Raw genomic sequence first — 24343 nt, 5'->3', positions numbered from 1 at the left:
ACCCCTTTTGGTCAGGGTGACTTTAAGGTGTATTCTGTGTTCAGGTCAGCATGACTCTTACCGAAGGGAGTGGCGATGCAACAGAATGAGCAAGCAATTTCGCTCGCGGTGTCCACCGTGATTTTTGCGCTGCGCCCCATTCCCGAGTCGGGGGAGAGCGCGCTGTGGATTCCATTGGTGCGTCGCACCCGCGAACCCTATGCCGGTCAGTGGGCGTTGCCCGGTGGTTGGGTCGACAACCACGAGAGCCTCGAAGACGCAGCCGCCCGCAACTTGCTTGAGACAACCGCTCTCGAGCCGGCTTACCTCGAACAGCTCTACGCCTTTGGTGATGTTGAGCGTTCGATTGGATCTCGCGCGGTGTCGATTGTCTACTGGGCGCTCGTGCGCCAAGAGGAGGCAGACCGGGCTGCCGAGGGTGAGAATGTGCGCTGGTTCCCGGCCGACAACCTGCCCGAGTTGGCCTTCGATCACAACGTCATCGTCGACTACGCGCTCTGGCGCCTCCGCACCAAGATGGAATACTCGCGCATCGCCCGGGCCTTCCTGGGGGAGACCTTTACCCTGAGTGAACTGCGCATTGTGCACGAGGCTGTGTTGCAAAAGCAGCTCGATCCCGCCAATTTCCGTCGTCAGATTGAGAATTCGGGTTCACTGGTTCCCACTGATCACGTTGTCTCGGGAGGGCGTCACCGGCCTCCGAGGTTGTACCGCTATGACGAGGGCGTTGAGCTCGTTGACAATGGCCCGCTCGGCCGCTTAAAGACAGGGAGCACTCGTGTCATCCATTGATTCGACTATTCAGCGCATCACGAAGACGGGCGACGGGGAAACCTGTGCGCCTGAGCTAGCCGATGGTCCGTGGACCTTCGATCTGGGTGTTCCGAGCTATGGGCCAGGGGCTTCGATGGGCGACGTCATCCCCACGGGAGCACCTCGTCAGGGCCAGTTGCCTGTCGAATACCAGAAGGCTTCCAACGAAGACCTCCACGCTCGCATCGTCGCTGCCAAAGCGACCCTCGGCGACCGTGCCGTCATCCTTGGCCACTTCTATCAGCGCGATGAAGTTGTGCAGCACGCCGACTTCCTCGGCGACTCGTTCCAACTCGCCAACGCCGCCCAAACCGTGCCCAATGCCGAAGCCATTATTTTCTGTGGCGTGCACTTTATGGCCGAAACCGCCGACATCCTCGCTCGCTCTGATCAGGCGGTCATTCTCCCGAACCTGGCTGCCGGTTGTTCGATGGCCGACATGGCCGACATCGATTCCGTAGAGGAGTGCTGGGAACAGCTCACCGAAATTTACGGAACCGAGCCGGATGCCGATGGCCGCGTGCCGATCATCCCCGTGACGTATATGAACTCGTCTGCTGCGCTCAAGGGTTTCTGTGGTCGTAATGGTGGAATCGTCTGCACAAGCTCGAACGCCACAACCGTGCTGGAGTGGGCCTACGAGCGCGGTCAGCGCGTGCTGTTCTTCCCCGACCAGCACTTGGGTCGCAACACGGCGAAGAAGATGGGCATTTCGACCGATCTCATGCCGATGTGGAACCCGAACAAGCCTCTCGGCGGCAACGACGCTGAGACCCTTGACGAAGCGAAGGTTGTGCTCTGGCACGGCTTCTGCAGTGTGCACAAGCGCTTCAATGTTGGCCAGATCGAGCAGGCTCGCGCTGAGCACCCCGGTGTTCGCGTGATCGTGCACCCCGAGTGCCCGATGCCCGTTGTGGATGCTGCTGACGAGGCGGGGTCGACCGACTACATCCAGAAGGCTGTTGCTGCTGCGACCGAACCGACAACGTTCGCGATCGGTACCGAGATCAACATGGTCAACCGCCTCGCTGCCGAATACCCGCAGCACACGATCTTCTGTCTCGACCCGGTGGTCTGCCCGTGTTCGACGATGTACCGAATTCACCCCGGCTACCTCGCGTGGGTGCTCGAAGGGCTCGTTCGCGGTGAAGTACTCAACCAGATCACTGTCGCGGACGACGTGGCAGCACCGGCACGTGTGGCCTTGGAGCGGATGCTCGCCGCGAAGCCGCCGGTAACGACGAAAGAAGCGTAACCATGGCACGGGTCATTGTTGTCGGCACAGGTATTGCCGGTCTCATCACCGCCTACCGCGCAAGTGCTCACCACGAAGTGGTCCTCGTGACCAAGTCGGAGCTCGCGGAGAGCAACACCAAGTACGCCCAGGGCGGTATTGCTGCTGTGCTGTTCCCCGATGACACCGTGGCCAGTCACGTCTCTGACACGATGATCGCTGGCGCAGGTCTGTGCGAGCGGGATGCCGTGGAAGTGTTGTGCAGCGAGGGCCCGTTGCGCGTGCAAGAACTCATCTCTCTCGGAGTGGAGTTCGACCGCATTGCCAATGGTGAGCTCGCTCGGGGACACGAAGCGGCGCACTCCTCGCGGCGCGTCATCCACGCTGGCGGAGATGCGACGGGGCTTGCCATCGAAGTCGCCCTTTTGCGGGCGGTTCGAGCGCTGGCCGTCGAGACCTATGCGTACACGTTCATGCGCGATCTGGTGACGGAGACGGATGCCGACGGCACGCCGCGCGTCACCGGTATCGACGTCATTGCTCCCGACGGCAACTCGCGCGTCATCGACGGAGATATCGTCGTTCTCGCGAGTGGTGGAGCAGGCCAGCTCTACAAGCACACGACGAACCCGTTCGTCACGACAGGTGACGGTGTTGCTGCCGCCTACCGCGCTGGTGCCGCTCTTGCCGATGTCGAATTCTTCCAATTCCACCCGACATCGCTCGCGGTGCCCGGCAACCCGCTCGTCTCCGAGGCGGTTCGCGGCGAGGGCGCAACCCTGCTCGACGAGAATGGCAAGCGCTTCATGTTCGACGTGCACCCCGACGGTGAACTAGCCCCGCGCGATGTTGTCGCTCGCGGCATTGCTCGCGCCATGGAAAAGCAGGGCGGGCGACCGATCATGCTCGATGCCACCGCCCTCGGTTCCGAGTTTCTCGCGAAGCGATTCCCCGGCATCAGCGAGGTCTGCGAAGAGCACGGCTTCGATTGGGGCACAGCGCCGATTCCCGTGACGCCGGCTGCGCACTACTGGATGGGCGGCATCCGCACCGACATCGACGGACGCACGAGCGTGCGCGGTCTCTATGCCGTGGGGGAGGCATCCTGCACCGGTGTGCACGGAGCCAACCGCCTCGCCTCCAACTCGCTGCTCGAATCGCTCGTCTTCGCCTGGCGTGCTGCGGATGCTCTCAATGAGCCCCAGCGGGCCATCGAGGTTGACGCGCTCGAGCCGCAGTTCGAGATCACGGGCAAAGAGCCATTCACACGCGATCAGTTGCGTGAACTGATGTGGAGCCACGTTGGTCTTGAGCGGGACGCTACCCGCCTCGAAGAAGCATCCGCGATCTTGGCGAGCTGGCACTCCGAATCCAACACGGTCGAGGGCGCCGAGAACGCGAACCTGCTCGACCTCGCACGCCTCGTCGTCGTCGCGGCGCTCCGCCGTAAGGAATCGCGCGGAGCCCACGAGCGCACCGACTACCCGGAGACCCGCGAAGAGCTGGCGTTCTCCACGCGCTGGGCGGCAGTCAACGTAGCGGGCGACTTCATCCCGGCAGAAGACCAAGCAGAAACGATCAAGCGATGAATCAGCAGCTCGTTGACAATGTCATCCTGATGGCCCTCGCCGAAGATGCGCCATGGGGTGACATCACGAGCGATGCGTTCGTGCCCGAAGACGCCACCGCCACCGCTGTTCTCAATGCGCGTGAGGCGGGGGTCGCCAGTGGCCTCGATGTCTTCGCTCGCACCTTCCAGCTGGTGGATGCTCAGGCTGAGGTCACGCTGCAGGCCAGTGACGGCGACTCGTTCACCGCCGGCCAGCAACTTGCATCCGTCTCCGGTAACGCACGCGCCGTTTTGCGGGCGGAGCGCATCGCTCTCAACCTCAGCCAGCGGATGTCGGGAATCGCCACCCAGACCGCGGCGTACGTGGCACAAGTCGCCGGCACTCACGCCCGGGTAGTCGACACCCGCAAGACGACTCCGGGCCTCCGAGCCCTCGAACGTCACGCTGTGCGTTCGGGCGGTGGCCACAACCACCGTTTCAGCCTCTCGGATGCTGTGATGGCCAAAGACAACCACTTGGCGGTTCTCGCTGCGGCCGGTATCGAACTCGGCGAGGCCATTCGTCTCGCTCGTGCGCGGATCGGTCACACCACTCACCTTGAGGTCGAGGTGGATCGGCTCGACCAGGTTGAAACTGTCGTCTCGGCGGGCGTCGACACCATCATGCTCGACAACTTCTCGCTCGAAGATCTGCGTGCGGGTGTCGAGCTCGTGGCTGGACGCGCCATCGTCGAGGCCAGCGGAGGCGTGAACCTCGACACCATTGCCGCCATCGCTGCGACCGGTGTTGATGTCATCTCGGTGGGGGCCCTCACGCACAGCGTTCGTTCGCTCGACCTGGGACTCGACATTGCGGTGAGCGCAGCGCACCAATGATCTTTCTCGACTCCGCAGCAACCACACCCGTGCGCCGTGAGGTGCTTGAAGCGATGTGGCCGCTGCTGACGGGAGACTTCGGTAACCCGTCCAGCCATCACGAGCTGGGGGAGTCCGCGAAGCGGGCCCTGGATGCCGCCCGCACGAGTGTTGCCGCCTCGCTGGGGTGCCGGGCATCCGATGTCATCTTCACGTCGGGGGGCACGGAGTCAGACAACCTCGCCATCAAGGGCCTCGCGCTTGCCGAGCCACGCGGACGCCACATCGTCACGAGTGCGATTGAGCATGAGGCCGTGCTGGAGTCCGTTGACTATCTCGCGCGCATCCACGGGTTCGAGGTCACAGTGTTGCCGGTGGACGCTCACGGTCTCATCAACCTTGACGAGGCTCGGGATGCCCTGCGCCCCGACACCACGCTCTGCACGGTCATGTACGCCAACAACGAGATCGGTGCCGTGCAGCCCATCGCTGCACTAGCCGAACTCTGCCGCACACACGGGGTGCCTCTGCACACGGATGCCGTGCAAGCCGCCGGCTGGCTTCCCCTCGACGTTGCCGGGCTGGGCGTCGCTGCCCTCAGCCTGTCGGGACACAAGCTCGGCGCGCCCAAAGGCATCGGCGTACTGATGGTCAAGGGGCGTCGCAGCCTCGAGCCCGTGTTGCACGGGGGAGGCCAGGAGCGCGGCAAGCGCTCGGGCACCGAAAACGTCGCAGGGGCTGTTGGATTCGCTCATGCCCTCGCGCTCGCCGAGACCGACCGGGCTGAGCGTGCTCGTGGCGTCGCGCGGTTGCGGGATGACTTCGTCGCCGATGTGCTGGCGCGGGTTCCCGCTGCGATCTTTACAGGGCCAGTGTTGGCTGCCACACCCACCCGTCTGCCCAATAATGCCTCATTCTGCTTCCCCGGCACCAGCGGAGAATCCCTCCTGCTCGAGCTCGGTCGCGCTGGCATCATTTGTTCAGCCGGTTCGGCGTGTGCCGTCGGCAGCGACGATGTCTCGCACGTGCTGACCGCGATCGGCATTGACGAAGCGATCGCCCAAACGGCGGTGCGGTTTAGTCTCAGTGGGGATACGACAGCCGAACAGCTCACCACGGTCGCCGCCGAGATCGAAACGGCCTACCGGGCGGTTCGCTCGCTCTCTCAGTAGCGCCTCGGCAGTACCGCACGCACCAGTTTCGTAGTTACCCCTGCGCCGGGTAGTCCTTCAGGCCCCAGACATCTCCACCCAACGCGGTCAACGTTGCAATAGTCGTCGCCACGCTCGGGATCCGCGTTGCCCCCGGCTGAATGACGTACTGAATGGTGCGCTCACTCGAGGGCTGCGGGGCATGGATGCTCACGCCCTCCGGCAGCGTCAGTGACGACAGCGCTAGCTGGGGGAGAAGCGCCACCCCCAGCCCGCGGGAGACAAAGCTCAGTACCGCGAGAGCGTTATCCGTCTCCAACCCAATCTCTGGGGCGAAACCCTCGATATTGCACAGGGCAAGCAAATGACCGCGACAGAGGGCACAGCCCGCAATCCACGCGTCGTTCGCAAGATCGGCCAGGCTCACGCTGTCGGCATTCGCTAGGGGGTGAGTGTCGGGAAGCACCAGCACCACCGGCTCCGTGAACAGTGGCACCGTCGTGTGGCCGCCATCACGCGACAAGTGCGGGTCGGCGCGGTCTTCCGGGTACGAGAACGTGATGGCGAGATCCGCTGAACCGTCCCGTAACAACTGCAGCGCCTGCGGAGGCTCAGCCTCGACATAATTCACCGTCAAATTCGGATGCTGCTGCCGCAACTGACGAATCAACCGCGGCACGAGCGTCGACGACGCCGTCGGGAAAGCTGCGATGCGCACCGTTCCGCTCGAGAGACCGGCTAACTCTGCGAGTTCGGCGCTCGCCGCATCCACCGCATTGAGTACCGTGACGGCGTGACTGGCGAGGGCGCGGCCGGCTTCGGTGAGGCGCACCCCGCGGCCCGAGCGCACTACAAGCGCGAGCCCGAGTCGCGACTGGGCGCGAGTGAGGTGTTGGCTGAGGGCGGGCTGGCTGTAGCCGAGAACGCGGGCCGCTTCGCTGATCGTGCCGTGTTCAGAAATCGCACGAACGATGCGCAGCGAGAGAAGGTCTGGCGTGGTGTCCATCGACCAAGCATAACTAAACGTGATCGTTGGTATCCCAATCATGCTCTTGTGGCATATATCCGGGCGCGGGAACATGGTGGCATGACCTCCCCAGCTCTGGCCAGCGCCATCGACAGCTTCGCGAACACCCGCGGGTACCTTTCCGCTGCCACTATGGGGCTCCCAACCTGTGCCGCCGTCACCGAGATGAAGGAGAAGCTCGGGCAGTGGGCCACCGCAACCTGCAACCCCATGAACTACGGCGACATTGTTGAACGCACTCGTGGTCACTACGCGCGCCTCGTCGGCATCGACACCAGTCGCGTTGCGATTGGTTCGCAAACCTCAGTCATGGCATCCCTCATCGCCTGCTCGCTGCCGGCAGGTTCCGAAGTGCTGGTCGTCGAATCCGACTTCACGTCAATCGTGTTCCCGTTCCTGCAGCACCGCGACCTTCAGGTGCGCGCCGTGCCCCTGGCCGAACTGGCGGATGCCATCACCGACAGCACCGCGCTCGTCGCGTTCTCGCTCATCCAATCCTGCAACGGCAAGGTCGCCGATGTCGCGGCGATCACCGCCGCTGCCAACCGCTACGGAGCTCGCACTCTCTGCGACATCACGCAGGCCGCCGGCGTTTACCCCGTGGATGCCAGCCAATTCGATGCGACCGTGTGCCACGCCTACAAGTGGTTGTGTTCGCCTCGCGGCGTCGCGTTCCTCACAATCTCCGAGGATTTCGCCGAGCACATCACGCCAGTGCAAGCCGGCTGGTACGCGGGGGAAGACGTGTGGTCGAGTGTGTACGGCACCGAGATGAACCTTGCGAAGGATGCTCGTCAGTTCGACGTGTCACCCGCGTGGCAGGCCTGGGTCGGTGCCGAGCATCCGATCGCCATGTTTGCCGACCTCGACATCGCCGAAGTCTGGGAGCACTGCACGGGGCTCGCCAACCTGCTCTGCGACGAGCTCGGAATCGAACGCCAGAATCAGGCCATCGTCACGTGGCCGGATGAATCGGGTGCCGACCTCGCCAAACTGACGGCCGCTGGCATCACCGCCTCCGGTCGCGCTGGCCGTCTTCGCGCTGCATTCCACCTCTGGAATACCGAAGAAGACGTCGCGGCGGTTATCGCTGCGCTGCGTGTCTAGCTAAACTGGATGTCCGCCGACCGTGCATCCAGCTCGGCAGACTATTGGAGTTTCTGTGGCTACGCCTAACCCCCTCGACGCCGTTATCAACCTCGCCAAGCGCCGAGGTTTTGTCTTCCAATCGGGAGAGATCTACGGTGGTTCACGCTCAGCCTGGGACTATGGCCCGCTGGGAACCGCCCTCAAAGAGAACATCAAAAAGCAGTGGTGGCAGACCTTCGTTCAAGGTCGCGAAGACGTCGTCGGGCTCGACTCGGCCGTCATCCTGCCCCGCAAGGTGTGGGAAGCATCCGGTCACGTCGAGGTCTTCTCTGACCCGCTCGTCGAATCGCTGCACACCCACAAGCGTTACCGCGCCGACCACCTTCTTGAAGCCTACGAAGAGAAGCACGGTCACCCTCCCGTCAACGGGCTTGCCGACATCCGCGACCCTGACACCGGTCAGCCCGGATCGTGGACCGAACCGCAGAACTTCTCAGGGCTCCTCAAGACCTACCTTGGCCCCGTCGACAACGAAGAGGGAATGCACTACCTGCGCCCCGAAACCGCCCAGGGTATCTTCACCAACTTCGCCAACGTCATGGGTGCTGCTCGTATGAAGCCGCCCTTCGGAATCGGCCAGGTCGGAAAGTCATTCCGTAACGAGATCACGCCCGGAAACTTCATTTTCCGTACGCGTGAGTTCGAACAGATGGAGATGGAATTCTTCGTCGAGCCCGGCACCGACGAAGAATGGCACCAAACCTGGATCGACGAATCCATGAAGTGGTACACCGACCTCGGCATCAACCCCGACAACCTGCGCTTCTACGAGCACGCTCAAGAGAAGCTCTCGCACTACTCCAAGCGAACAGTGGATGTTGAGTACCGTTTCCGCTTCGCCGGTAGCGAGTGGGGCGAGCTCATGGGCATCGCTAACCGCACCGACTTCGACCTGCGCACGCACTCCGAGGCATCCGGTTCTGACCTGTCGTACTTCGACCAGGCCAAGGACGAGCGTTGGACGCCGTACGTGATCGAGCCCGCATTCGGACTCACCCGCGCCCTCATGGCCTTCCTCATTGATGCGTACGCCGAAGACGAGGCGCCCAACGCGAAGGGTGGTGTAGACAAGCGCACCGTTCTGCGCCTCGACCGTCGCCTCTCGCCGGTAAAGGTTGCCGTTCTGCCGCTGTCGCGCAACGAGCGCCTGTCGCCGATGGCGCGTGGCGTTGCCGCTGACCTGCGCAAGTACTGGAACGTCGACTTCGACGACGCCGGTGCGATCGGTCGTCGATACCGTCGTCAAGACGAAATCGGAACCCCGTTCTGCGTCACGATCGACTTCGATTCGCTCGACGACAACGCGGTCACGATCCGTGAGCGCGACACGATGGAACAGAAGCGTATGCCGATCGAAGAGCTGCGCGGCTACCTCGCGCAGGAGCTCATCGGCTGCTAGACCCAGCGGTCGGGCGCTCAGCGTTTCTCGCTGATAGCCCGCACTGCGACACAGCGGACCCGGACACGTTCCGGGTCCGCTTTTCTGTGTGCGCGGTCCCTCGCTGTGGTGGTCTTCGCTGCAGCTCGACGTACCGCCGGACCAACCGCTCTCATCCCGCGGGCTCCTGTCGGAAACTCAGGAGATTTGAGTTCGCGCGCGATTCTGTCGGCGTCAGGCCCGCGGTATCTCGGGCCTCCTGTCGGAGGCGCCGACGGATCTCCTGAATTTCCAACTGGGACGTGTCATCAACATGCCCCGCGCACCCCAATAGTCAACCGATGGCCGCCTCTCATGCCATGCGGCGATAACCGCGGTGATGCTGTCGTCATGGTGGATGTACACGAACTAGTTGATGAACTTGGTGGGCTTGCGCAGAAACGTCAGCTGGTCGCGCGGGGAGCCCGTGACCGTGATCTCGCCCGAGCAGTCAAGCGCGGCGAGGTCGTCAGGGCACGTCAAGGTTGGTACACAACGGGCGCGGAGGCAGAGTTGCGCGTTCGAGCCGCGCGAGTAGGGGGTCGCCTCACCGGTATCTCCGCGATTGCAGACTGGGGTGGCTGGGTTGTGAAGGAGCATCCGCTGCAGGTGTCAGTGCCCCAGAACGCCTCGCGATTGCGCAGCCAGTGGAATCGGCGGCGCCCACTGGGCCGAAGAAACGGGGTGCAGTTGCACTGGGATCCGCGCTCGGTCCACGAGCGGGGAACAACGTGGCACGTGAGTATTCTAGAGGCGCTCAGACGTGTGGTGGTCGACCAGAGCCTCGAGACGGCGGTTGCTGCAGTGGACTGGGCGCTGCATACCGGGCGGATTGATGAGTTCGATTGTGAGCAGTTGATTCTCATGCTGCCGCGGTACAAGCGCGGGATACGGTCCTGGGTGGATGGGCGTTCTGAGAGCTTGCCGGAGAGTCTTGCGCGCGTTCGGCTGCAGCTTCGGGGCCATCGCGTCGAGATTCAAGTTCCTCTGGGGCCCAAGCGGATTGATCTGGTGGTGAACGGTGTCGTCGGGCTTGAGATCAATGGCAAGCAGTTTCATGCGCACACCTTCGAAGAGGATCATCTGAAGGCGATCGAGATCACCATCGCGGGATTTCACGCGATGAGTGTCAGCGCCAGAATGGTTTTCACGCAATGGGAGCTGTTTCTGACGGCGCTGGAGACGGTACTCGCCTCGCATGCGCGTGCTGACGTCGGAAATTCAGGAGATCTGACGGCTTGCGCGGTCAGACGCCCCAGATTCCGCGAGACCTAGCGGCGACGATCCCGAATCTCCTGAGTTTCCGACAGCACACGCGGAGAAAGCGCGAAGCCAATGACCCAGCAGCGGGGAAAGCAAGAGTGAACCTGCGGTCGAGGGAATATCTTGGGGCGCAACGCGTTGACCTTGAGGTGAATAATGCAGCAGCAACCGTGACCGAACCCGTACAAGTCGATATCTGGTCTGATGTTCAGTGCCCCTGGTGCTACATCGGAAAGCGACGCTTTGAAGCCGCCGTAGAAACGTCGGGCATCCCCGTCGAGATCGTGTACCACTCGTTTGAACTCGCTCCCGATACCCCGGTCGAGTATGAGGGCACCCCCATCCAGTTCTTGAGCGAGCGCAAGGGGCTCCCGATGCCGCAGGTCGAAGAGATGCTCACGCGCGTCACCGACATCGCATCGAGCGTTGGGCTCGACTATGACTACGAACACATCCACCAGACGAACACGGTGAAGGCGCACGAACTTCTGCACTTTGCGAAGGCTCACGGTCGCCAGCTTGAGATGAAAGAGCGTCTTCTTGATGCCTATTTCATCAAGACTGAGCACGTTGGCCGCATCGAAGACCTCGCTGATATTGCGGCATCTATTGGCTTCGACCGCGACGAAGTGGTGCGCGTTCTTGAGTCGAGCGAGTACCTCCCCGCGGTGAAGGCTGACATGGAACAGGCCATGCAATACGGCATCCAGGGGGTGCCATTCTTCGTGATTGATGGCAAGTATGGGGTTTCGGGCGCGCAAGAAAGTGAAACGTTCGCTAACGTACTCACACAAGTACTTACCGAAAGAGACGTCTAACCCATGGATGCCGCAACGAAGCCAATCCCGACCTTCACCCTTCAGCAGCTCGGCGACCCGAACGCAGTAGCGTGTGAAGGCGACGCCTGCGTCGTCGGTGACGATCACCGCTCGCAAGCGTTCGTCAACCGCCAGATCGACGAAGGTCTGGTCTAGCCAAACGAGGGCAGTGCGCTATCTAGCCGACGAAACCGCGGTTAGACCATTCGACGATTTCGGCAACGCTGGCATGTTCCGGTGCGGCTTTAGCTACTCGTGACGGAATGAGCGTAAGCGGCACAGTGGTCGGGCGCGCCGGCAGGGAAGCGTGGTGCGCTTCGGGTGCGTTGAAGCGTTTGTTGATGAGAGCTCCAAGGATGGCGCCGCCGCCAAAGCCGAGAGGTAGCAGCAGCAGGTAGAGGGTCGGGTCGAGGTTCGACGCGGTTCCTACCGCCAAGATTCCTCCAACTCCAATGATTGCTCCGATGCTGAGGGCAACCCACCAGCGCTGAAGTTTCGCGTTTTCTTTGTCCCAGGCGCGTTGGGCGCGCAGTTGTTCGAGCGCTTCCTCGCGCGGCGCCGCGCTCACCCAGAGGCGGGTTTCGAAGCGGAAGACGTTCGGATGCTCGTCGATGGCCATTAGTCAGTTCCTGTTTCGCTCGTAATGTCGGCGACCGTGGCCTCGAGGCCAGTGATCAGGTCATCCGTGTGAACCCATGCGGTGTAGTCGTGATCTCCCGAGCCCATTGATACTCGCTTGCCCGCGATGCGTTCGTCGGCGAACACGGGCCAGGCGGTGCTGCTGCCGAGCGGGGTGATGGTGCCGCGCGCAAATCCGGTGGCCTCGAGTGCAAGGGCGGCTTCGGGCATCCGCAATTTATTGACACCGACGACGGCGCGCAGCTTGGGCCACGAAATCTGGCGGTCACCGGGAACGAGGGCAAAGAGGTAGCTGCCGTCGCTGCGTTTGACGACGAGCGATTTCACGATCTCGGCCGGGGTGATGCCGAGCAGTTCGGCGGCGTGTTCGAGGGAGGTCGCTGGTGCGCGTTCGACGATCTCGATCGGGATGCCGCGGCGCTCGGCGTCGTCGCGGACGCGGTCAGTTCCTGCCGTCATTCGGGGCCTCCCGGTATGTGCGGCGCTGGTTCAGGCGCGCCGTGGGACAATTGCTACGTGACTATTCTTGCCCCTGCCGACCCGCGTGTCGCGCCACAGCTCTCAATCGGGAACCTCGACCTTGATGTTCCTGTCGTTTTGGCGCCCATGGCAGGCATCACCAACACCGCTTTTCGCCGTCTCTGCCGCGAGTATGGCGCTGGTCTGTATGTCAGCGAAATGATCACGAGCCGTGCGCTGGTGGAGCGCACGCCCGAGAGCATGCGCCTGATTACGCACCATGAGTCGGAGACGACGCGCAGCATCCAGCTCTATGGTGTTGACCCGAAGACGGTGAGAGAAGCGGTCACGATGTTGGTGGCCGAAGATCGTGCCGACCACATTGACTTGAACTTCGGATGCCCCGTTCCTAAGGTCACTCGCAAGGGTGGGGGAGCGGCGCTTCCGTGGAAGATCGATTTGTTCCGCGACATCGTCGAGGGCGCGGTGAAGGCTGCCGGCGACGTTCCGCTGACGATCAAGATGCGCAAGGGCATCGATTCAGATCATTTGACTTACCTTGAGGCTGCTCGCGTTGGCGCCGGCGCCGGCGTGGCCAGCATCGCGTTGCACGCCCGCACTGCTGCGGAGTTCTACTCGGGGCACGCAGATTGGTCGGCCATCGAAAAGCTCAAGAACACGATCACTGACACCCCGATTCTCGGTAACGGCGACATTTGGAGTGCTGCCGACGCTCTCCGCATGGTCGACGAGACCGGATGCGACGGAGTCGTTGTGGGTCGCGGTTGCCTCGGCCGCCCGTGGTTGTTCGGTGACCTCGCTGCCGCCTTCCGGGGAGAGTCCCTCAAGGCAGAGCCAACACTCGGCGAAGTTGCCATTGCGTTTAAGCGTCATGCCGAACTGCTGGTGGAATTCTTTGGCGATGAAGATCGTGCGTGCCGCGACATCCGCAAGCATGTTGCCTGGTATTTCAAGGGCTATGCGGTCGGCGGAGAGTTGCGCGCAGCAATGGCGACCGTGCACGACCTCGCTCAGCTCGATGAACTGTTGGCTCAGCTCGACTGGAGCCAGCAGTACCCGGGTGCCGACGCTGAGGGCCAACGCGGTCGCGCGGGCACTCCCAAGAAGCCATCGCTTCCGCAGGGCTGGCTCGATAGCCGTGAACTGCAGGAGACTCACCGAAGCGAACTCAACCAAGCAGAATTGAGCACCAGTGGCGGCTAAGGGCTACACCGAGACTGACGCCGAGCGTTGGTTTCCCGAGCAGCACTCGAGTCGTCGGAGCGATTTTGCGCGCGACCGTGCGCGGGTGCTTCACTCGAGTGCGCTGCGCCGCCTAGCCGCCAAGACTCAAGTCTTGAGCCCCACGATGGGCACCGATTTTGCCCGCAATCGCCTCACTCATTCGCTCGAGGTCGCTCAGGTGGGCCGCGAGCTCGCTGACAGTCTGGGCCTCGACCCGGATGTCGTTGACACCGCCTGCCTCTCGCACGACCTCGGGCATCCGCCCTTTGGTCACAATGGCGAGCGCGCGCTCAATGAGTGGGCAACTGACATCGGCGGTTTCGAGGGCAATGCTCAGACGCTTCGTCTGCTGACACGCATCGAGCCCAAGGTGTTTGGCCCAGATGGCAAGAGCTACGGCCTCAATCTCACGCGCGCCAGCTTGGACGCGAGCACGAAGTACCCGTGGCCGAGCGCTCAGGGCATTCCTGACCCGAGCGGTCGCAGCAAGTATGGTTTTTTCGACGATGACACTGCCGCGTTCGAGTGGCTTCGCGCTGGTGCTCCCGACCGCCAGCGTTGCATCGAAGCGCAAGTGATGGATCTTTCTGACGACATCGCCTACTCGGTGCACGATTTCGAAGACGCCATCGTCGGTGACTTTATTGATGTCACCGCGCTCGGCGCCCGCGTCAACCACGACGACCTTGTGAAGTCGATGTTTGAGTGGATCGGCGGCGAGTTCACGCATGACGAACTCATTGCTGCCTTCGACCGTCTCGATCTTCTCGACCCGTGGCTCGATCAGTGGGATGGCTCCCGTGCCGCCCACGGTCGCCTCAAGAACCTCACGAGTCAACTCATTGGCCGCTTCGCCGGTGCCGCCGTTCAGGCCACACGCGAAGCTCACCCCACTGATGCGCTCGCTCGCTTCGGCGGCAGCCTCGTGATCCCGGCTGAAATTCAGGCAGAGATTGCGGTGCTCAAGGGCATCGTCGCCGCATTTGTGATGTCGACGAATGCGCGTCGTCCGATCTATCAGCAGCAGCGGGATGTGCTCACTGAGCTGGCCGATGTGTTGCTGTGGACAGCTCCGGTGAACCTCGATTCCGGATTCACCGCCGATTGGAATTCCGCTGAGAACGATCACCAGCGCAAGCGGGCAGTAGTAGATCAGGTGGCTAGCCTCACTGATCAGTCCGCGATTGCGTGGCATACACGTCTGGTTGGCTAGAGTCACATCCCGGTGAGCCTAGAATTGCGGTTGTGGCTGGCCTGATCAAACGAAGTGATATCGACGAGGTGCGTTCGCGCACGAACCTCGCCGACATTGTGGGCGACTACGTCACGCTCAAGAGCGCTGGTTCTGGCTCGATGAAGGGCCTCTGCCCCTTCCACGAAGAACGCAGCCCTAGCTTCCATGTGCGACCCCAAGTTGGCTTTTATCACTGCTTCGGATGTGGTGAGGGCGGCGACGTCTACACCTTCCTGCAGCGCATGGACCACGTCTCGTTCTCCGAGGCCGTCGAGCGTTTGGCTGGGCGTCTCGGCTATGAACTTCACTATGAGGACGGCGGCGCGGCGACCGATCACGGCAATCGCGCTCGCATTTTGGCCGCCAACCAGGCGGCATCCGATTTCTTTGTTGCGCAGCTTGCAACCCCAGAAGCAGCTCCCGGCCGCAGTTTTCTTGGTGAGCGCGGTTTCGATCAGTCGGCCGCAGAGCGTTTTGGCATTGGTTTTGCGCCCCGCGGTGGCGTGCTCATGAAGCACCTCAACACCCTTGGCTTTTCGTCGGAAGAGCTGGTCGTGGCCGGCCTCATCGGCAAGGGGGAGCGAGGCGACTATTACGATCGTTTCCGCGGCCGACTGGTGTGGCCGATCCGCGATGTCACGGGTCAGACGCTGGGCTTCGGTGCCCGCCGTCTACTGGACGACGACAAAGGCCCTAAGTACCTGAACACTCCCGAGACGCCGGTTTATCACAAGAGCCAAGTGCTCTACGGGCTCGATCTGGCCAAGAAAGATATTTCGCGCGGCAAGCAGATCGTCGTTGTCGAGGGCTATACGGATGTCATGGCCTGCCACCTTGCTGGCGTTACGACCGCTGTCGCTACCTGTGGAACCGCGTTTGGCGTCGACCACATCAAGATTGTTCGTCGCATGATCGGCGACTATGACAACGCAGATACCACCGCCACTGGCGAAGTGATCTTCACCTTCGACCCGGATGAGGCGGGCCAAAAAGCCGCAAACCGTGCGTTTGCCGAGGAGCACCGCTTTGCAGCGCAGACCTTCGTTGCGGTGGCATCCGACGGTCTCGACCCGTGCGATTTGCGACTCAAGAAGGGTGACGGCGCGGTGCGTCGTCTCGTCACCACGCGCAAGCCCATGTTTGAGTTCAAGATTCGTCGCGAGTTGGCGGTGCACGATCTCGAAACGGTCGAGGGTCGCGTTGCTGCCTTGCGCGCTGCGGCCCCCGTGGTTGCCGGTATTCGTGACTCGGCGCTCGGTATTGGCTATGTGCGCAGTGTTGCGGGCTGGCTCGGCATGGAGCCCACTGAGGTTCAGGCTGCTGTCACCGAAGCGAAGCGTCACGTTGCACCGTCTGGGCCCTCGAAGGCACCGCAGCAGTCACAGTCCGCATCGTCGTCGCAGGCTCCGCCTGAAGGCTTCGGGGAGGCTCCTGCGCAACCGGGGCCGTCCATCATGAACTTGCGCGTCGATGCCATTACTCGCCTTGAGCGAGACGCTCTCATGGCGGTGCTGCAGCATCCGGATGTTGTGGGTGCCGAGCTGATTGGCAAACTGACCCAGATCTCCATCGCTGAGCCATCGCTTGCTGTGGTTCGCGACGCAATCGCCTCTCTCGCCGACCGAGCGCTCGATCCAGGGTGGGCGTCGGCGATCGCCGATGAGGTGCCGTCGTCGTTCTCCACGTTCGTGAAGCAGCTGAGTGTCGCGCCGATTCCGGAGCGTGAGGAACGAATCCCGGTGTATTGCGTTCAGGTGACGACCGACCTGATTGAGCGTGATTTCTTGAGGCAAAAACGTGAACTTCTGGGGGTACTCCAGCGCATGGATCGCGAGAGCGATCCGGAGCGCTATGTGCAGACTCAGCGCGACCTCATGCGGATCGAAGCGGAGCGTCGTGCGCTGCGCGAAGAGTCCTAGCTGCTGCTCTTTGGTTGCGTTCGTGTAAATATCCCCCTTTCGCGGGTAAACGATCTAGTCTCGAAGGTTCCTCGTGTGTTACTACTGAGGAACTACGATGCGCGGTGCCTACAAACGCGCCGTCGCATGTTCTGCACGCAACAGGAAGAGGTAGACGGATATGACATCCGCATCCAAGAGCAGCAAGCGAGTCCTTGCTGTCATTGCCGGCTCAGCAGCGTTCGCGCTTGCTTTGACCGGTTGCCAAGCTGGAGGAGACTCCAGCGGTGGCGGTTCCGAGTCGCTTATCGTGGGCACGACTGACAAAGTCACGTTCCTCGACCCGGCCGGTTCGTACGACAACGGTTCTTTCGCCCTGATGAATCAGGTGTTCCCGTTCTTGCTCAACTCGCCGCTGGGCACCTCCGATGTTGAACCTGACATTGCAGAGTCCGCGGAGTACACGAGCGACGACGAGTACACCGTAGTGCTCAAGTCGGGCCTCACTTTTGCCAACGGCAACGACCTCACGTCGTCAGACGTAAAGTTCAGCTTTGACCGTCAGGTTGCGATCAACGACGAGAACGGTCCTTCCGTGCTCTTGGGCAACATCGACAGCGTTGAAGCCGTCGATGACACCACCGTTGTCTTCCACTTGAAGAACGGAAACGACCAGACGTTCGCGCAGATCCTGTCGAGCCCGGCCGCCCCGATTGTTGACGAGGAAGTTTTCTCGGCTGACGCAGTCACCCCCGACGAGGAAATCGTTGATGGTATGGCGTTCGCTGGCCAGTACGTCATCGAAAGCTACGACTTCAACAACATCGTGTCGTTCACGGCCAACCCTGACTACCAGGGTGTTCTTGGCGCTGCAGCGACCGACAGCATCACGCTGAAGTACTACACCGATGCTTCGAACCTGAAGCTCGATGTTCAAGAGGGCAACATTGACGTCGCACACCGCAGCCTGTCTGCAACCGACGTCGCTGACCTCGAGGGCAACGACAATGTCAACGTCATCGTTGGCCCCGGTGGCGAAATCCGCTATATCGTCTTCAACTTCGACACGCAGCCGTACGGCGCGAAGACTCCCGAGGCTGACGCCGCGAAGTCGCTCGCTGTTCGTGGTGCTGTTGCTGACCTCATCGACCGCCAGGAAATCTCTGACCAGGTTTACAAGGGCACCTACCTGCCGTTGTACTCCTACGTTCCGGACGGACTGACGGGCGCTACCGAGGTTCTCAAGGACCTCTACGGTGACGGCGACGGTGGACCGAGCGTTGAAGCAGCTCAGAAGCGTCTTGCTGATGCTGGTGTTGACACTCCAGTGAAGCTCAACCTCCAGTACAACCCTGACCACTACGGTGAGTCTTCGGGTGACGAGTACGCGTTGGTTAAGAGCCAGCTTGAGGCTGACGGAGTCTTCGAAGTCAACCTGCAGTCGACCGAGTGGGTCACGTACGCGAGTGAGCGTACGGCCGATGCTTACCCGGCTTACCAGCTGGGTTGGTTCCCGGACTACTCCGACGCTGACAACTACCTCACCCCGTTCTTTGGTGATGGCAACTTCCTCGGAAACCACTACGCGGATGCCGAAGTCAACGATCTGATCGTTGCTCAGGCAACCGAACTCGACCCCGCCACGCGTGAGGGAATGATCGAGGACATTCAGGCGAAGGTTGCAGCTCAGCTGTCGACCGTGCCGTTCCTTCAGGGAGCACAGATCGCCGTTACGGGCAAGGACGTTACCGGAGCTACGCTCGACGGTTCGTTCAAGTTCCGCTACGGCAGCTTGGCCAAGTAGGAGCAATTCGCTCTAGTTAGGCCTTGGCCTAGCGAAATGACTCAAGGGGGTGGCCCACACACAATGTGGGTCACCTCCTCGTCTTCGTTCTCTGCACGATAGGTAGGTATGTCGCAGTCCGCTCCCGCCGTGATCAATCCGGCACAGTCAGAACCGCCCACCCGGCGTTTTCGGGGGATCACAAATCCTCTCGCTCGTTTTCTTATAGTCCGTTTTCTTCTGATTTTCCCGACCGTGTTCATCCTCGTGACGATGGTGTTCTTGTTGATGCGCTCGATCGGTGATCCCATCACGGCTGCCCTAGGTGACCGTCTGACGGCAGCTCAGCTCGCTGAACGTATTAGTGCCGCAGGCTACGACCGCCCGCTCCTGGTGCAATATTTCGAGTACCTCGGGCAGGTCTTCACCGGCAACTTCGGCACCGCCATCACCGATGGTCGTCCCGTCTCCGAGTTGCTCGTGACCTACGGCAGTGCAACGCTCGAACTCGCGTTCTACGCGGTTCTGGTGGCACTGGTCGTCGGCATTCCGCTCGGTATGGTCGCGGCATACTTCCGAGACAAGTGGCCGGATGCCGTGCTGCGTGTTGCAGCGATCCTCGCCTACGCAACTCCGGTCTTCTTTGCGGGGCTGCTTCTCAAGCTCGTGTTTGCGGTGTGGCTGAAGGTGCTGCCGGTGGCAGGCCGAGCATCCACTCGGACAGAGTTGCAACTGACGTCGCTCGACAACAAGTCGGGCATCTACCTGATTGACGCGTTCCGGCTCGGTAGCCCGGCAGCAATCGGTGATGTGCTCTCGCACGCCGTGCTGCCTGGTCTTGCGCTCGGTCTCCTCACGGCCGGCATCTTCTTGCGGCTCGTGCGCACCAACGTCATCGGTTCGCTGTCGATGGATTACGTGGATGCTGCGCGCTCTCGTGGCGTGAGCGAATACCGTCTCGTGCGCAAGCACGCCTACAAGCCCGCGCTTATTCCGATCATCACGGTGATCGGCTTGCAGATCGCCCTCCTGTTGGGAGGCGCGGTGCTGACTGAAACCACCTTCGAGTGGAAGGGCCTTGGCTTCAAGCTCGTCGAGTATCTGGGTGCTCGTGACTTTGTAGCGGTGCAGGGCATCGTGGTGTTGCTCGCTGTGATCGTGGCACTGACCAACTTCATCGTCGACATTATTGCGGCGATTATCGACCCGAGGGTGAGGTACTAATCATGACAACGACACCCTCACGTTTTGTGGCTGTGTGGCGCAAACTGCCTATTGTTCATCAGGTCCGCCAGTCGGTAGGGCTCCAGCGCGGCATGCTTGTTGCCGGGCTCATCTTGACGGGCATCTTCTTGCTGACGGCGCTCTTTGCTCCGCTGCTTGCTCCCTACGGTTTCTCGCAATTGCGCGACGACGAAGGTTCCTTTGGCGCACAGGTTCCTCCGGGTGGCCAGCACATTTTGGGTACCACCGTCGGTGGCTACGATGTGCTCTCGCGAGTGATTTGGGGTTCGCGTACCGCGCTGCTCGTGATCGTCGTAGCCGTTGCACTGTCGATCTTCGCCGGAGTACTTCTCGGTCTGGTCTCGGGTTACCTCGGCAGCTGGATCGACCGCGTTCTCGTGGTTATCTCCGACGCGGTGTATGCGTTCCCGACCCTCCTGCTCGCGATCGTTGCGGCCATTGCGATTAGCGGTGGCCAGTCGAGTTTCTGGGGTGGTGTGTTTGCGGCGGCGGTATCGATCACTGTGGTCTATATCCCGCAGTATTTCCGCGTCATCCGTGCTGAAACGGTGCGAATCAAGTCGGAGGCCTACGTTGAATCAGCGAAGGTCATCGGCTCGAGCACTCCGCGGATCATGTTCCGCCACGTGTTCCGCAACGCGACGCGCACCCTGCCCTTGATCTTCACGCTCAACAGCTCTGAGGCCATCCTGACTCTCGCGGGTCTTGGCTTCCTCGGCTTCGGTATTGAGCCATCCGCTGCGGCTGAGTGGGGTTACGACCTCAACAAGTCGATTTCGGATGTCACGAGCGGCATTTGGTGGACGTCACTGTTCCCCGGGCTTGCGATCGTTCTTGTCGTTCTGGGAATCACTCTGGTGGGGGAGTCGCTCAACGACCTCGCTGATCCCCGTTTGCGCACGCGTCGTCGTGCCGACCAGTCGGCGCCGGTTCTCGAAACCGCCGCTCTCTCGACGGCCGACCTTGAAGGCGATGCGAATCCTATTGACCCGCTGGAGGCTCGCTCATGAGCAACATTGTTGAGATCAGGAATCTCGAAGTAACGTTCGCGACCGATGGCGGAGACGTCAAAGCGGTCGATGACGTATCGCTGAGCCTTGCCCCCGGTGAGGTTCTGGCGATCGTCGGCGAGAGTGGCAGTGGCAAGAGTGTGACGGCCAAGTCTGTTCTCGGGCTGTTGCCCGAGACTGCCGTGTCACGCGGTGCCATTGTGCTCAATGGCAAAGAAGTTATTGGCATGTCCGGCAAGCGTTTGCGTGAGCTTCGCGGCGTGGACGTCGCGATGGTCTTCCAAGAGCCGTCCACAGCGCTCAATCCGGTTTTCACGGTCGGCTGGCAGATCGCAGAAGGGCTTCGCGCCCACGGCAATGTGAGCAAGCGCGCGGCGCGCACGAAAGCGATCGAGATCCTGCGCAAGGTGGGCATTCCGGAGCCGGAGTCGCGGGTCGATTATTACCCGCACCAGTTCTCGGGTGGGCAAAAACAACGTGTCGTCATCGCGATGGCGCTCGTGCTTGAGCCAGAGCTGATCGTGGCCGATGAGCCAACAACCGCTCTGGACGTCACTGTGCAGGCAGAAATCCTCGATCTGCTGCGCCGGTGCCGTGACGAGTTTGGCGCCGCGATCATCCTGATCACTCACAACATGGGCATCGTGGCCGATCTCTCCGATCGGGTTGCCGTGATGTATGAGGGCAAGCTCGTTGAGGAAGCCCCAGCCCAGCAGTTGTTCGATTCTGCCAAGCACCCCTACACGCAGAAGTTGCTTGCCGCCGTTCCGCGTATTGGTTCTGGTGCTTCGCGCGCCGCGGCACGCGTGTCTGATCGTGCGGCTGCTGGAGGCGAGAAGGATGTCGAACCTGTCGTTATCGCTGACAACCTCGAGATCGAGTTCCCTGGCCGTTTCGGTCGCGCACCTTTCCGCGCCGTCGATCGCGTGAGCTTCACGATCTCGCCCGGTGAGGTGCTTGGACTAGTCGGCGAGAGCGGTTCCGGCAAGACCACGATCGGTCGTGCCATTGGTGGGCTCAACAAGATCACCGGTGGTTCGTTGTCTGTTCTCGGCCACGAGATGCTGGGCTTCAAGGAACGTCAGTTCCGGCCGCTGCGCAGCGACATCGGGTTTGTCTTCCAAGACCCTGCCTCCAGCTTCAACCCGCTGCTCACGATCGCTCAGTGCGTTGCTGAGCCGCTGATCGTGCACGGTAAGGCCGAAGACCCGAATGATGCGCGCGGGCGGGTTGACGAGCTTCTCGAGGCTGTTCAGTTGCCGCGCGCTTTCGGCGACCGTTTCCCGCATGAGCTGAGCGGTGGCCAGCGCCAGCGCGCCAGCCTCGCGCGTTCACTCGCGCTGCGGCCTCGGCTGCTGATCGCCGACGAACCGACGAGTGCGCTTGACGTGTCGGTTCAAGCGAAAGTGCTTGAGTTGTTCGCTGATCTTCAACGAGATCTCGGATTCGCCGCCCTGTTCATTAGTCACGATCTTGCGGTTGTCGACATGCTCTCCGATCGCATTGCGGTGCTCTACAAGGGGCAGCTGGTCGAGGAAGGCGTGGGGTCTGAGGTGCTCGGCAATCCGCAGCATCCGTACACTCAACGACTGTTGGCGTCGCTGCCCGTGCCGGATCCTCGCGAGCAGACCGAGCGCCGCGAAGCACTGAGGGCGCTGACTGCCGTAGATTATTGAGGTGACTTCTACTCAGCCCACCGTGAGCGCCCGCGACTTGTCGCTGCGTTACCCGTCACGGAACCCTGAAACGCGTTCGGTTGCCGTCAATGGGCTGAGTTTTGAGATTGCCGCTGGCGAAGTATTGACCGTCGTGGGCGAGAGCGGCTCGGGCAAGAGCACTCTCGCCAAAGCGATTGCCCTACACGCTGAGACTGGCGCCTACGGCTCGCCGCTGTTCAGCGGGGGAGAGCTCACTGTGCTCGGCACCGAACTGCGCTCGGTGAGTCGGCGCAAGCGCGATCACTTGAGCTTGCGCGTGGGCTATCTGCCTCAGGATGCCGGTAATCACCTCAACAGTCGTCTCACGGTTGGCGAGAACATCGCCGAACCAATTTTCGTGCGCGATCGTCGTTTCAATCAAAGAGAAGCTGCCGAGGCTGTGGCGACCCTCATCGACACGGTGCGTTTGCCGCTTTCGGTCATGAACCGCTACCCGTACGAGTTGAGCAAGGGGCAGCGTCAACGTGTTGCGATTGCGCGCGCCATGATCTTGGAACCGCAACTTCTCGTGGCCGATGACCCCACCGCGGGTATCGACGTCAACGTGCGCGCAGCCATCCTTGACCTCATCGTTGATCTGCAAGCGCAGCGCGAATTCTCGGCACTGCTGGTCACCGCTGACCTGGCCGCGGTTCGCCGGGTGGCGACGAATGTTGCCATCATGCATCGCGGCATCCTCGTCGGCACCGGAGAGTTGTCAGAAGTCCTTTCCGACCCGTGGCATCCCTACGTGAAGGGGCTCGCCAACTCACTCGTGGAGCTCGAACGTGACCAGCACTAGAGAAACAACGCCCGACATCACTCCCGTGCCTGCCTCGACCTGGTTGGTCGGCGGCTGGGGTGCTGACATGGAGTGCGAGTCCGAAGGCATCTCTGTCCTGCGTAGTAAGCCGGATGGATCGCTCGAGCTCGCGCACCGCGTTGCGGACGTTCCCTCGGCATCCTTCATCGTGGTCGATGGTGACCGGGTGTATTCGACGCTCGAAGGATCAGGCCAGGTCGCAGCATTCGACCTCGATGGCGAGACACTCAGCACTCCGGCGTTCACCGCCAGCGGCGGCCAATACCCCTGCCACATCACGGTCCATGGCTCTACGATCATTGCCGCAAACTATGGCACCGGCACGCTCGGAGTGATCGAAACCGGCACTGAGTCCACGGAGCTCGACACGCGTCAGGTCGTCGAGACTGTTGGCCTCGGTCCACGACCGCAACAGGAGGGGCCGCACGCGCACTCCTCCGTTTTTGTCGACGACAGCACGCTGTTCACGCTCGATTTGGGCGCCGACCTCATCCGCATTTTCAGCTACACCGATTTCGCGATAGAACAGATCGCCGAACTCGCTACGCCGGCAGGGTTTGGTCCGCGCGATATCGTCGCCCGCCCCGGCAATCTGTTCTATGTGCTGGGGGAACACGGATGCGGCTTGCTCGTTGTCGAGTGGAAGAACCGTGCGCTGAAGCAACTGTGTTCTATCGCGCTGCCCGGTGCGGTGGAAGGCGACCAAGCCTCCGCAATCGCGATCTCTGCCGACGGCCGTTTCGCCTATGCCGGCGTGCGCCATAGTAACCAGATTGCGGTGATGACGATTGCCGACGATGGTCGCAGCGTTGCACCGCTCACGTCTGTGTCGTGCGAGGGGAACTGGCCGCGACACATGATCATGAGCGACGACATTCTTCACGTCTGCAACCAGTATTCGCACGAAGTGGCTAGTTTCAGAATTGATCCGAACGGTATTCCGCAGCTGATTGCCCCGCCAACCCGGGTACTTTCGCCAACATACCTCGCCAGAATCGTCTGATGGTTTTTGA

Annotated in this window: 22 protein-coding genes; 19 read left to right on the top strand and 3 right to left on the bottom strand. The window is 61.6% G+C overall.

Annotated features, from left to right (window positions below; translation table 11 throughout):
* Nucleotides 1-75 precede the first annotated feature (75 nt).
* The 5 genes from I6E81_RS02435 to I6E81_RS02415 are packed head-to-tail and all read left to right on the top strand — an operon-like array spanning nucleotide 76 to nucleotide 5644.
* Nucleotides 76-792 (top strand): NUDIX domain-containing protein, encoded by a 717-nt coding sequence (locus tag I6E81_RS02435; RefSeq protein WP_197105822.1) that lies wholly within the window; start codon nucleotides 76-78, stop codon nucleotides 790-792.
* Nucleotides 779-2068, top strand: coding sequence for a quinolinate synthase NadA (nadA, locus tag I6E81_RS02430; protein WP_197105821.1), 1290 nt, complete (start codon nucleotides 779-781; stop codon nucleotides 2066-2068). Before I6E81_RS02435 ends, nadA begins: the two co-directional genes overlap by 14 nt.
* A 2-nt stretch (nucleotides 2069-2070) precedes the next feature.
* Entirely contained in the window at nucleotides 2071-3636 is a 1566-nt protein-coding gene (gene nadB, locus I6E81_RS02425) for an L-aspartate oxidase (protein ID WP_197105820.1), read from the top strand.
* Nucleotides 3633-4493 (top strand): carboxylating nicotinate-nucleotide diphosphorylase, encoded by an 861-nt coding sequence (gene nadC / locus I6E81_RS02420; RefSeq protein WP_197105819.1) that lies wholly within the window; start codon nucleotides 3633-3635, stop codon nucleotides 4491-4493. Before nadB ends, nadC begins: the two co-directional genes overlap by 4 nt.
* The gene (locus I6E81_RS02415; RefSeq protein WP_197105818.1) at nucleotides 4490-5644 is read left to right on the top strand and encodes a cysteine desulfurase family protein; all 1155 of its coding nucleotides are present in this window, start codon (nucleotides 4490-4492) and stop codon (nucleotides 5642-5644) included. The genes nadC and I6E81_RS02415 overlap by 4 nt, the downstream gene beginning before the upstream one ends.
* Before the next feature lie 34 nt (nucleotides 5645-5678).
* On the opposite strand, the gene I6E81_RS02410 is transcribed toward I6E81_RS02415, so the two are convergent.
* Nucleotides 5679-6629 (bottom strand): LysR family transcriptional regulator, encoded by a 951-nt coding sequence (locus I6E81_RS02410; protein WP_197105817.1) that lies wholly within the window; start codon nucleotides 6627-6629, stop codon nucleotides 5679-5681.
* A gap of 81 nt (nucleotides 6630-6710) precedes the next feature.
* Here I6E81_RS02410 and I6E81_RS02405 point away from each other — a divergent pair, with 81 nt between their 5' ends.
* The 5 genes from I6E81_RS02405 to I6E81_RS02385 all read left to right on the top strand — a co-directional run bounded on the left by I6E81_RS02405 (nucleotide 6711) and on the right by I6E81_RS02385 (nucleotide 11453).
* The gene (locus I6E81_RS02405; protein WP_197105816.1) at nucleotides 6711-7757 is read left to right on the top strand and encodes an aminotransferase class V-fold PLP-dependent enzyme; all 1047 of its coding nucleotides are present in this window, start codon (nucleotides 6711-6713) and stop codon (nucleotides 7755-7757) included.
* A gap of 55 nt (nucleotides 7758-7812) precedes the next feature.
* On the top strand, nucleotides 7813-9198 hold the full coding sequence (locus tag I6E81_RS02400; protein ID WP_197105815.1) for a glycine--tRNA ligase: 1386 nt from the start codon (nucleotides 7813-7815) through the stop codon (nucleotides 9196-9198).
* A 756-nt stretch (nucleotides 9199-9954) separates the two neighbouring features.
* Complete coding sequence (locus I6E81_RS02395) at nucleotides 9955-10491, top strand: hypothetical protein (protein ID WP_197105814.1); 537 nt, start codon at nucleotides 9955-9957, stop codon at nucleotides 10489-10491.
* Nucleotides 10492-10649: 158 nt separating this feature from the next.
* Nucleotides 10650-11297: a DsbA family protein gene (locus I6E81_RS02390; RefSeq protein ID WP_197105813.1), complete on the top strand. Its 648-nt coding sequence runs from the start codon at nucleotides 10650-10652 to the stop codon at nucleotides 11295-11297.
* A 3-nt stretch (nucleotides 11298-11300) separates the two neighbouring features.
* Nucleotides 11301-11453 carry a hypothetical protein gene (locus tag I6E81_RS02385; protein WP_197105812.1) on the top strand — a complete coding sequence of 51 codons (153 nt, stop codon included), beginning with the start codon at nucleotides 11301-11303 and terminating at the stop codon, nucleotides 11451-11453.
* Between the two features lie 22 nt (nucleotides 11454-11475).
* On the opposite strand, the gene I6E81_RS02380 is transcribed toward I6E81_RS02385, so the two are convergent.
* Nucleotides 11476-11916, bottom strand: a complete 441-nt coding sequence (locus I6E81_RS02380; protein ID WP_197105811.1) for a hypothetical protein — start codon at nucleotides 11914-11916, stop codon at nucleotides 11476-11478.
* Nucleotides 11916-12395, bottom strand: a complete 480-nt coding sequence (locus tag I6E81_RS02375; protein ID WP_197105810.1) for an aminoacyl-tRNA deacylase — start codon at nucleotides 12393-12395, stop codon at nucleotides 11916-11918. The genes I6E81_RS02380 and I6E81_RS02375 overlap by 1 nt, the downstream gene beginning before the upstream one ends.
* A gap of 57 nt (nucleotides 12396-12452) precedes the next feature.
* On the opposite strand from I6E81_RS02375, the gene dusB reads away from it, so the two are divergent.
* The 9 genes from dusB (at nucleotide 12453) to I6E81_RS02330 (ending at nucleotide 24333) form a co-directional block, all read left to right on the top strand.
* The gene (dusB, locus tag I6E81_RS02370) at nucleotides 12453-13619 is read left to right on the top strand and encodes a tRNA dihydrouridine synthase DusB (protein WP_197105809.1); all 1167 of its coding nucleotides are present in this window, start codon (nucleotides 12453-12455) and stop codon (nucleotides 13617-13619) included.
* Entirely contained in the window at nucleotides 13609-14853 is a 1245-nt protein-coding gene (locus I6E81_RS02365; RefSeq protein ID WP_197105808.1) for a deoxyguanosinetriphosphate triphosphohydrolase, read from the top strand. Before dusB ends, I6E81_RS02365 begins: the two co-directional genes overlap by 11 nt.
* 32 nt (nucleotides 14854-14885) lie before the next feature.
* Nucleotides 14886-16793 (top strand): DNA primase, encoded by a 1908-nt coding sequence (dnaG, locus tag I6E81_RS02360; RefSeq protein WP_197105807.1) that lies wholly within the window; start codon nucleotides 14886-14888, stop codon nucleotides 16791-16793.
* A 160-nt stretch (nucleotides 16794-16953) separates the two neighbouring features.
* Nucleotides 16954-18576, top strand: a complete 1623-nt coding sequence (locus I6E81_RS02355) for an ABC transporter substrate-binding protein (RefSeq protein WP_197105806.1) — start codon at nucleotides 16954-16956, stop codon at nucleotides 18574-18576.
* Nucleotides 18577-18684: 108 nt separating this feature from the next.
* Nucleotides 18685-19779 (top strand): ABC transporter permease, encoded by a 1095-nt coding sequence (locus I6E81_RS02350; protein ID WP_197105805.1) that lies wholly within the window; start codon nucleotides 18685-18687, stop codon nucleotides 19777-19779.
* 2 nt (nucleotides 19780-19781) lie between these two features.
* Nucleotides 19782-20810 (top strand): ABC transporter permease, encoded by a 1029-nt coding sequence (locus I6E81_RS02345; protein ID WP_197105804.1) that lies wholly within the window; start codon nucleotides 19782-19784, stop codon nucleotides 20808-20810.
* Nucleotides 20807-22486: an ABC transporter ATP-binding protein gene (locus I6E81_RS02340; protein WP_197105803.1), complete on the top strand. Its 1680-nt coding sequence runs from the start codon at nucleotides 20807-20809 to the stop codon at nucleotides 22484-22486. The genes I6E81_RS02345 and I6E81_RS02340 overlap by 4 nt, the downstream gene beginning before the upstream one ends.
* 1 nt (nucleotide 22487) lies before the next feature.
* Nucleotides 22488-23309, top strand: coding sequence for an ABC transporter ATP-binding protein (locus tag I6E81_RS02335; RefSeq protein ID WP_307783859.1), 822 nt, complete (start codon nucleotides 22488-22490; stop codon nucleotides 23307-23309).
* A complete protein-coding gene (locus tag I6E81_RS02330) occupies nucleotides 23296-24333 on the top strand; it encodes a beta-propeller fold lactonase family protein (RefSeq protein ID WP_197105802.1) in 1038 nt (345 codons plus the stop codon). The genes I6E81_RS02335 and I6E81_RS02330 overlap by 14 nt, the downstream gene beginning before the upstream one ends.
* Nucleotides 24334-24343: the final 10 nt, after the last annotated feature.

Source organism: Salinibacterium sp. NG22 (assembly GCF_015864925.1).
Lineage (GTDB): Bacteria > Actinomycetota > Actinomycetes > Actinomycetales > Microbacteriaceae > Rhodoglobus.
This window is presented reverse-complemented; position numbering and strand designations above follow the sequence as displayed.

Bases quoted from the DNA above. Each gene is read 5' to 3' on its own strand.
- nadC (WP_197105819.1), top strand. From the start codon at position 3,633: ATGAATCAGCAGCTCGTTGACAATGTCATCCTGATGGCCCTCGCCGAA.
- I6E81_RS02340 (WP_197105803.1), top strand. From the start codon at position 20,807: ATGAGCAACATTGTTGAGATCAGGAATCTCGAAGTAACGTTCGCGACC.
- I6E81_RS02380 (WP_197105811.1), bottom strand. From the start codon at position 11,916: ATGGCCATCGACGAGCATCCGAACGTCTTCCGCTTCGAAACCCGCCTC.
- I6E81_RS02375 (WP_197105810.1), bottom strand. From the start codon at position 12,395: ATGACGGCAGGAACTGACCGCGTCCGCGACGACGCCGAGCGCCGCGGC.
- I6E81_RS02345 (WP_197105804.1), top strand. From the start codon at position 19,782: ATGACAACGACACCCTCACGTTTTGTGGCTGTGTGGCGCAAACTGCCT.
- I6E81_RS02410 (WP_197105817.1), bottom strand. From the start codon at position 6,629: ATGGACACCACGCCAGACCTTCTCTCGCTGCGCATCGTTCGTGCGATT.
- nadB (WP_197105820.1), top strand. From the start codon at position 2,071: ATGGCACGGGTCATTGTTGTCGGCACAGGTATTGCCGGTCTCATCACC.
- I6E81_RS02355 (WP_197105806.1), top strand. From the start codon at position 16,954: ATGACATCCGCATCCAAGAGCAGCAAGCGAGTCCTTGCTGTCATTGCC.
- I6E81_RS02435 (WP_197105822.1), top strand. From the start codon at position 76: ATGCAACAGAATGAGCAAGCAATTTCGCTCGCGGTGTCCACCGTGATT.
- I6E81_RS02350 (WP_197105805.1), top strand. From the start codon at position 18,685: ATGTCGCAGTCCGCTCCCGCCGTGATCAATCCGGCACAGTCAGAACCG.
- I6E81_RS02405 (WP_197105816.1), top strand. From the start codon at position 6,711: ATGACCTCCCCAGCTCTGGCCAGCGCCATCGACAGCTTCGCGAACACC.
- I6E81_RS02385 (WP_197105812.1), top strand. From the start codon at position 11,301: ATGGATGCCGCAACGAAGCCAATCCCGACCTTCACCCTTCAGCAGCTC.
- I6E81_RS02415 (WP_197105818.1), top strand. From the start codon at position 4,490: ATGATCTTTCTCGACTCCGCAGCAACCACACCCGTGCGCCGTGAGGTG.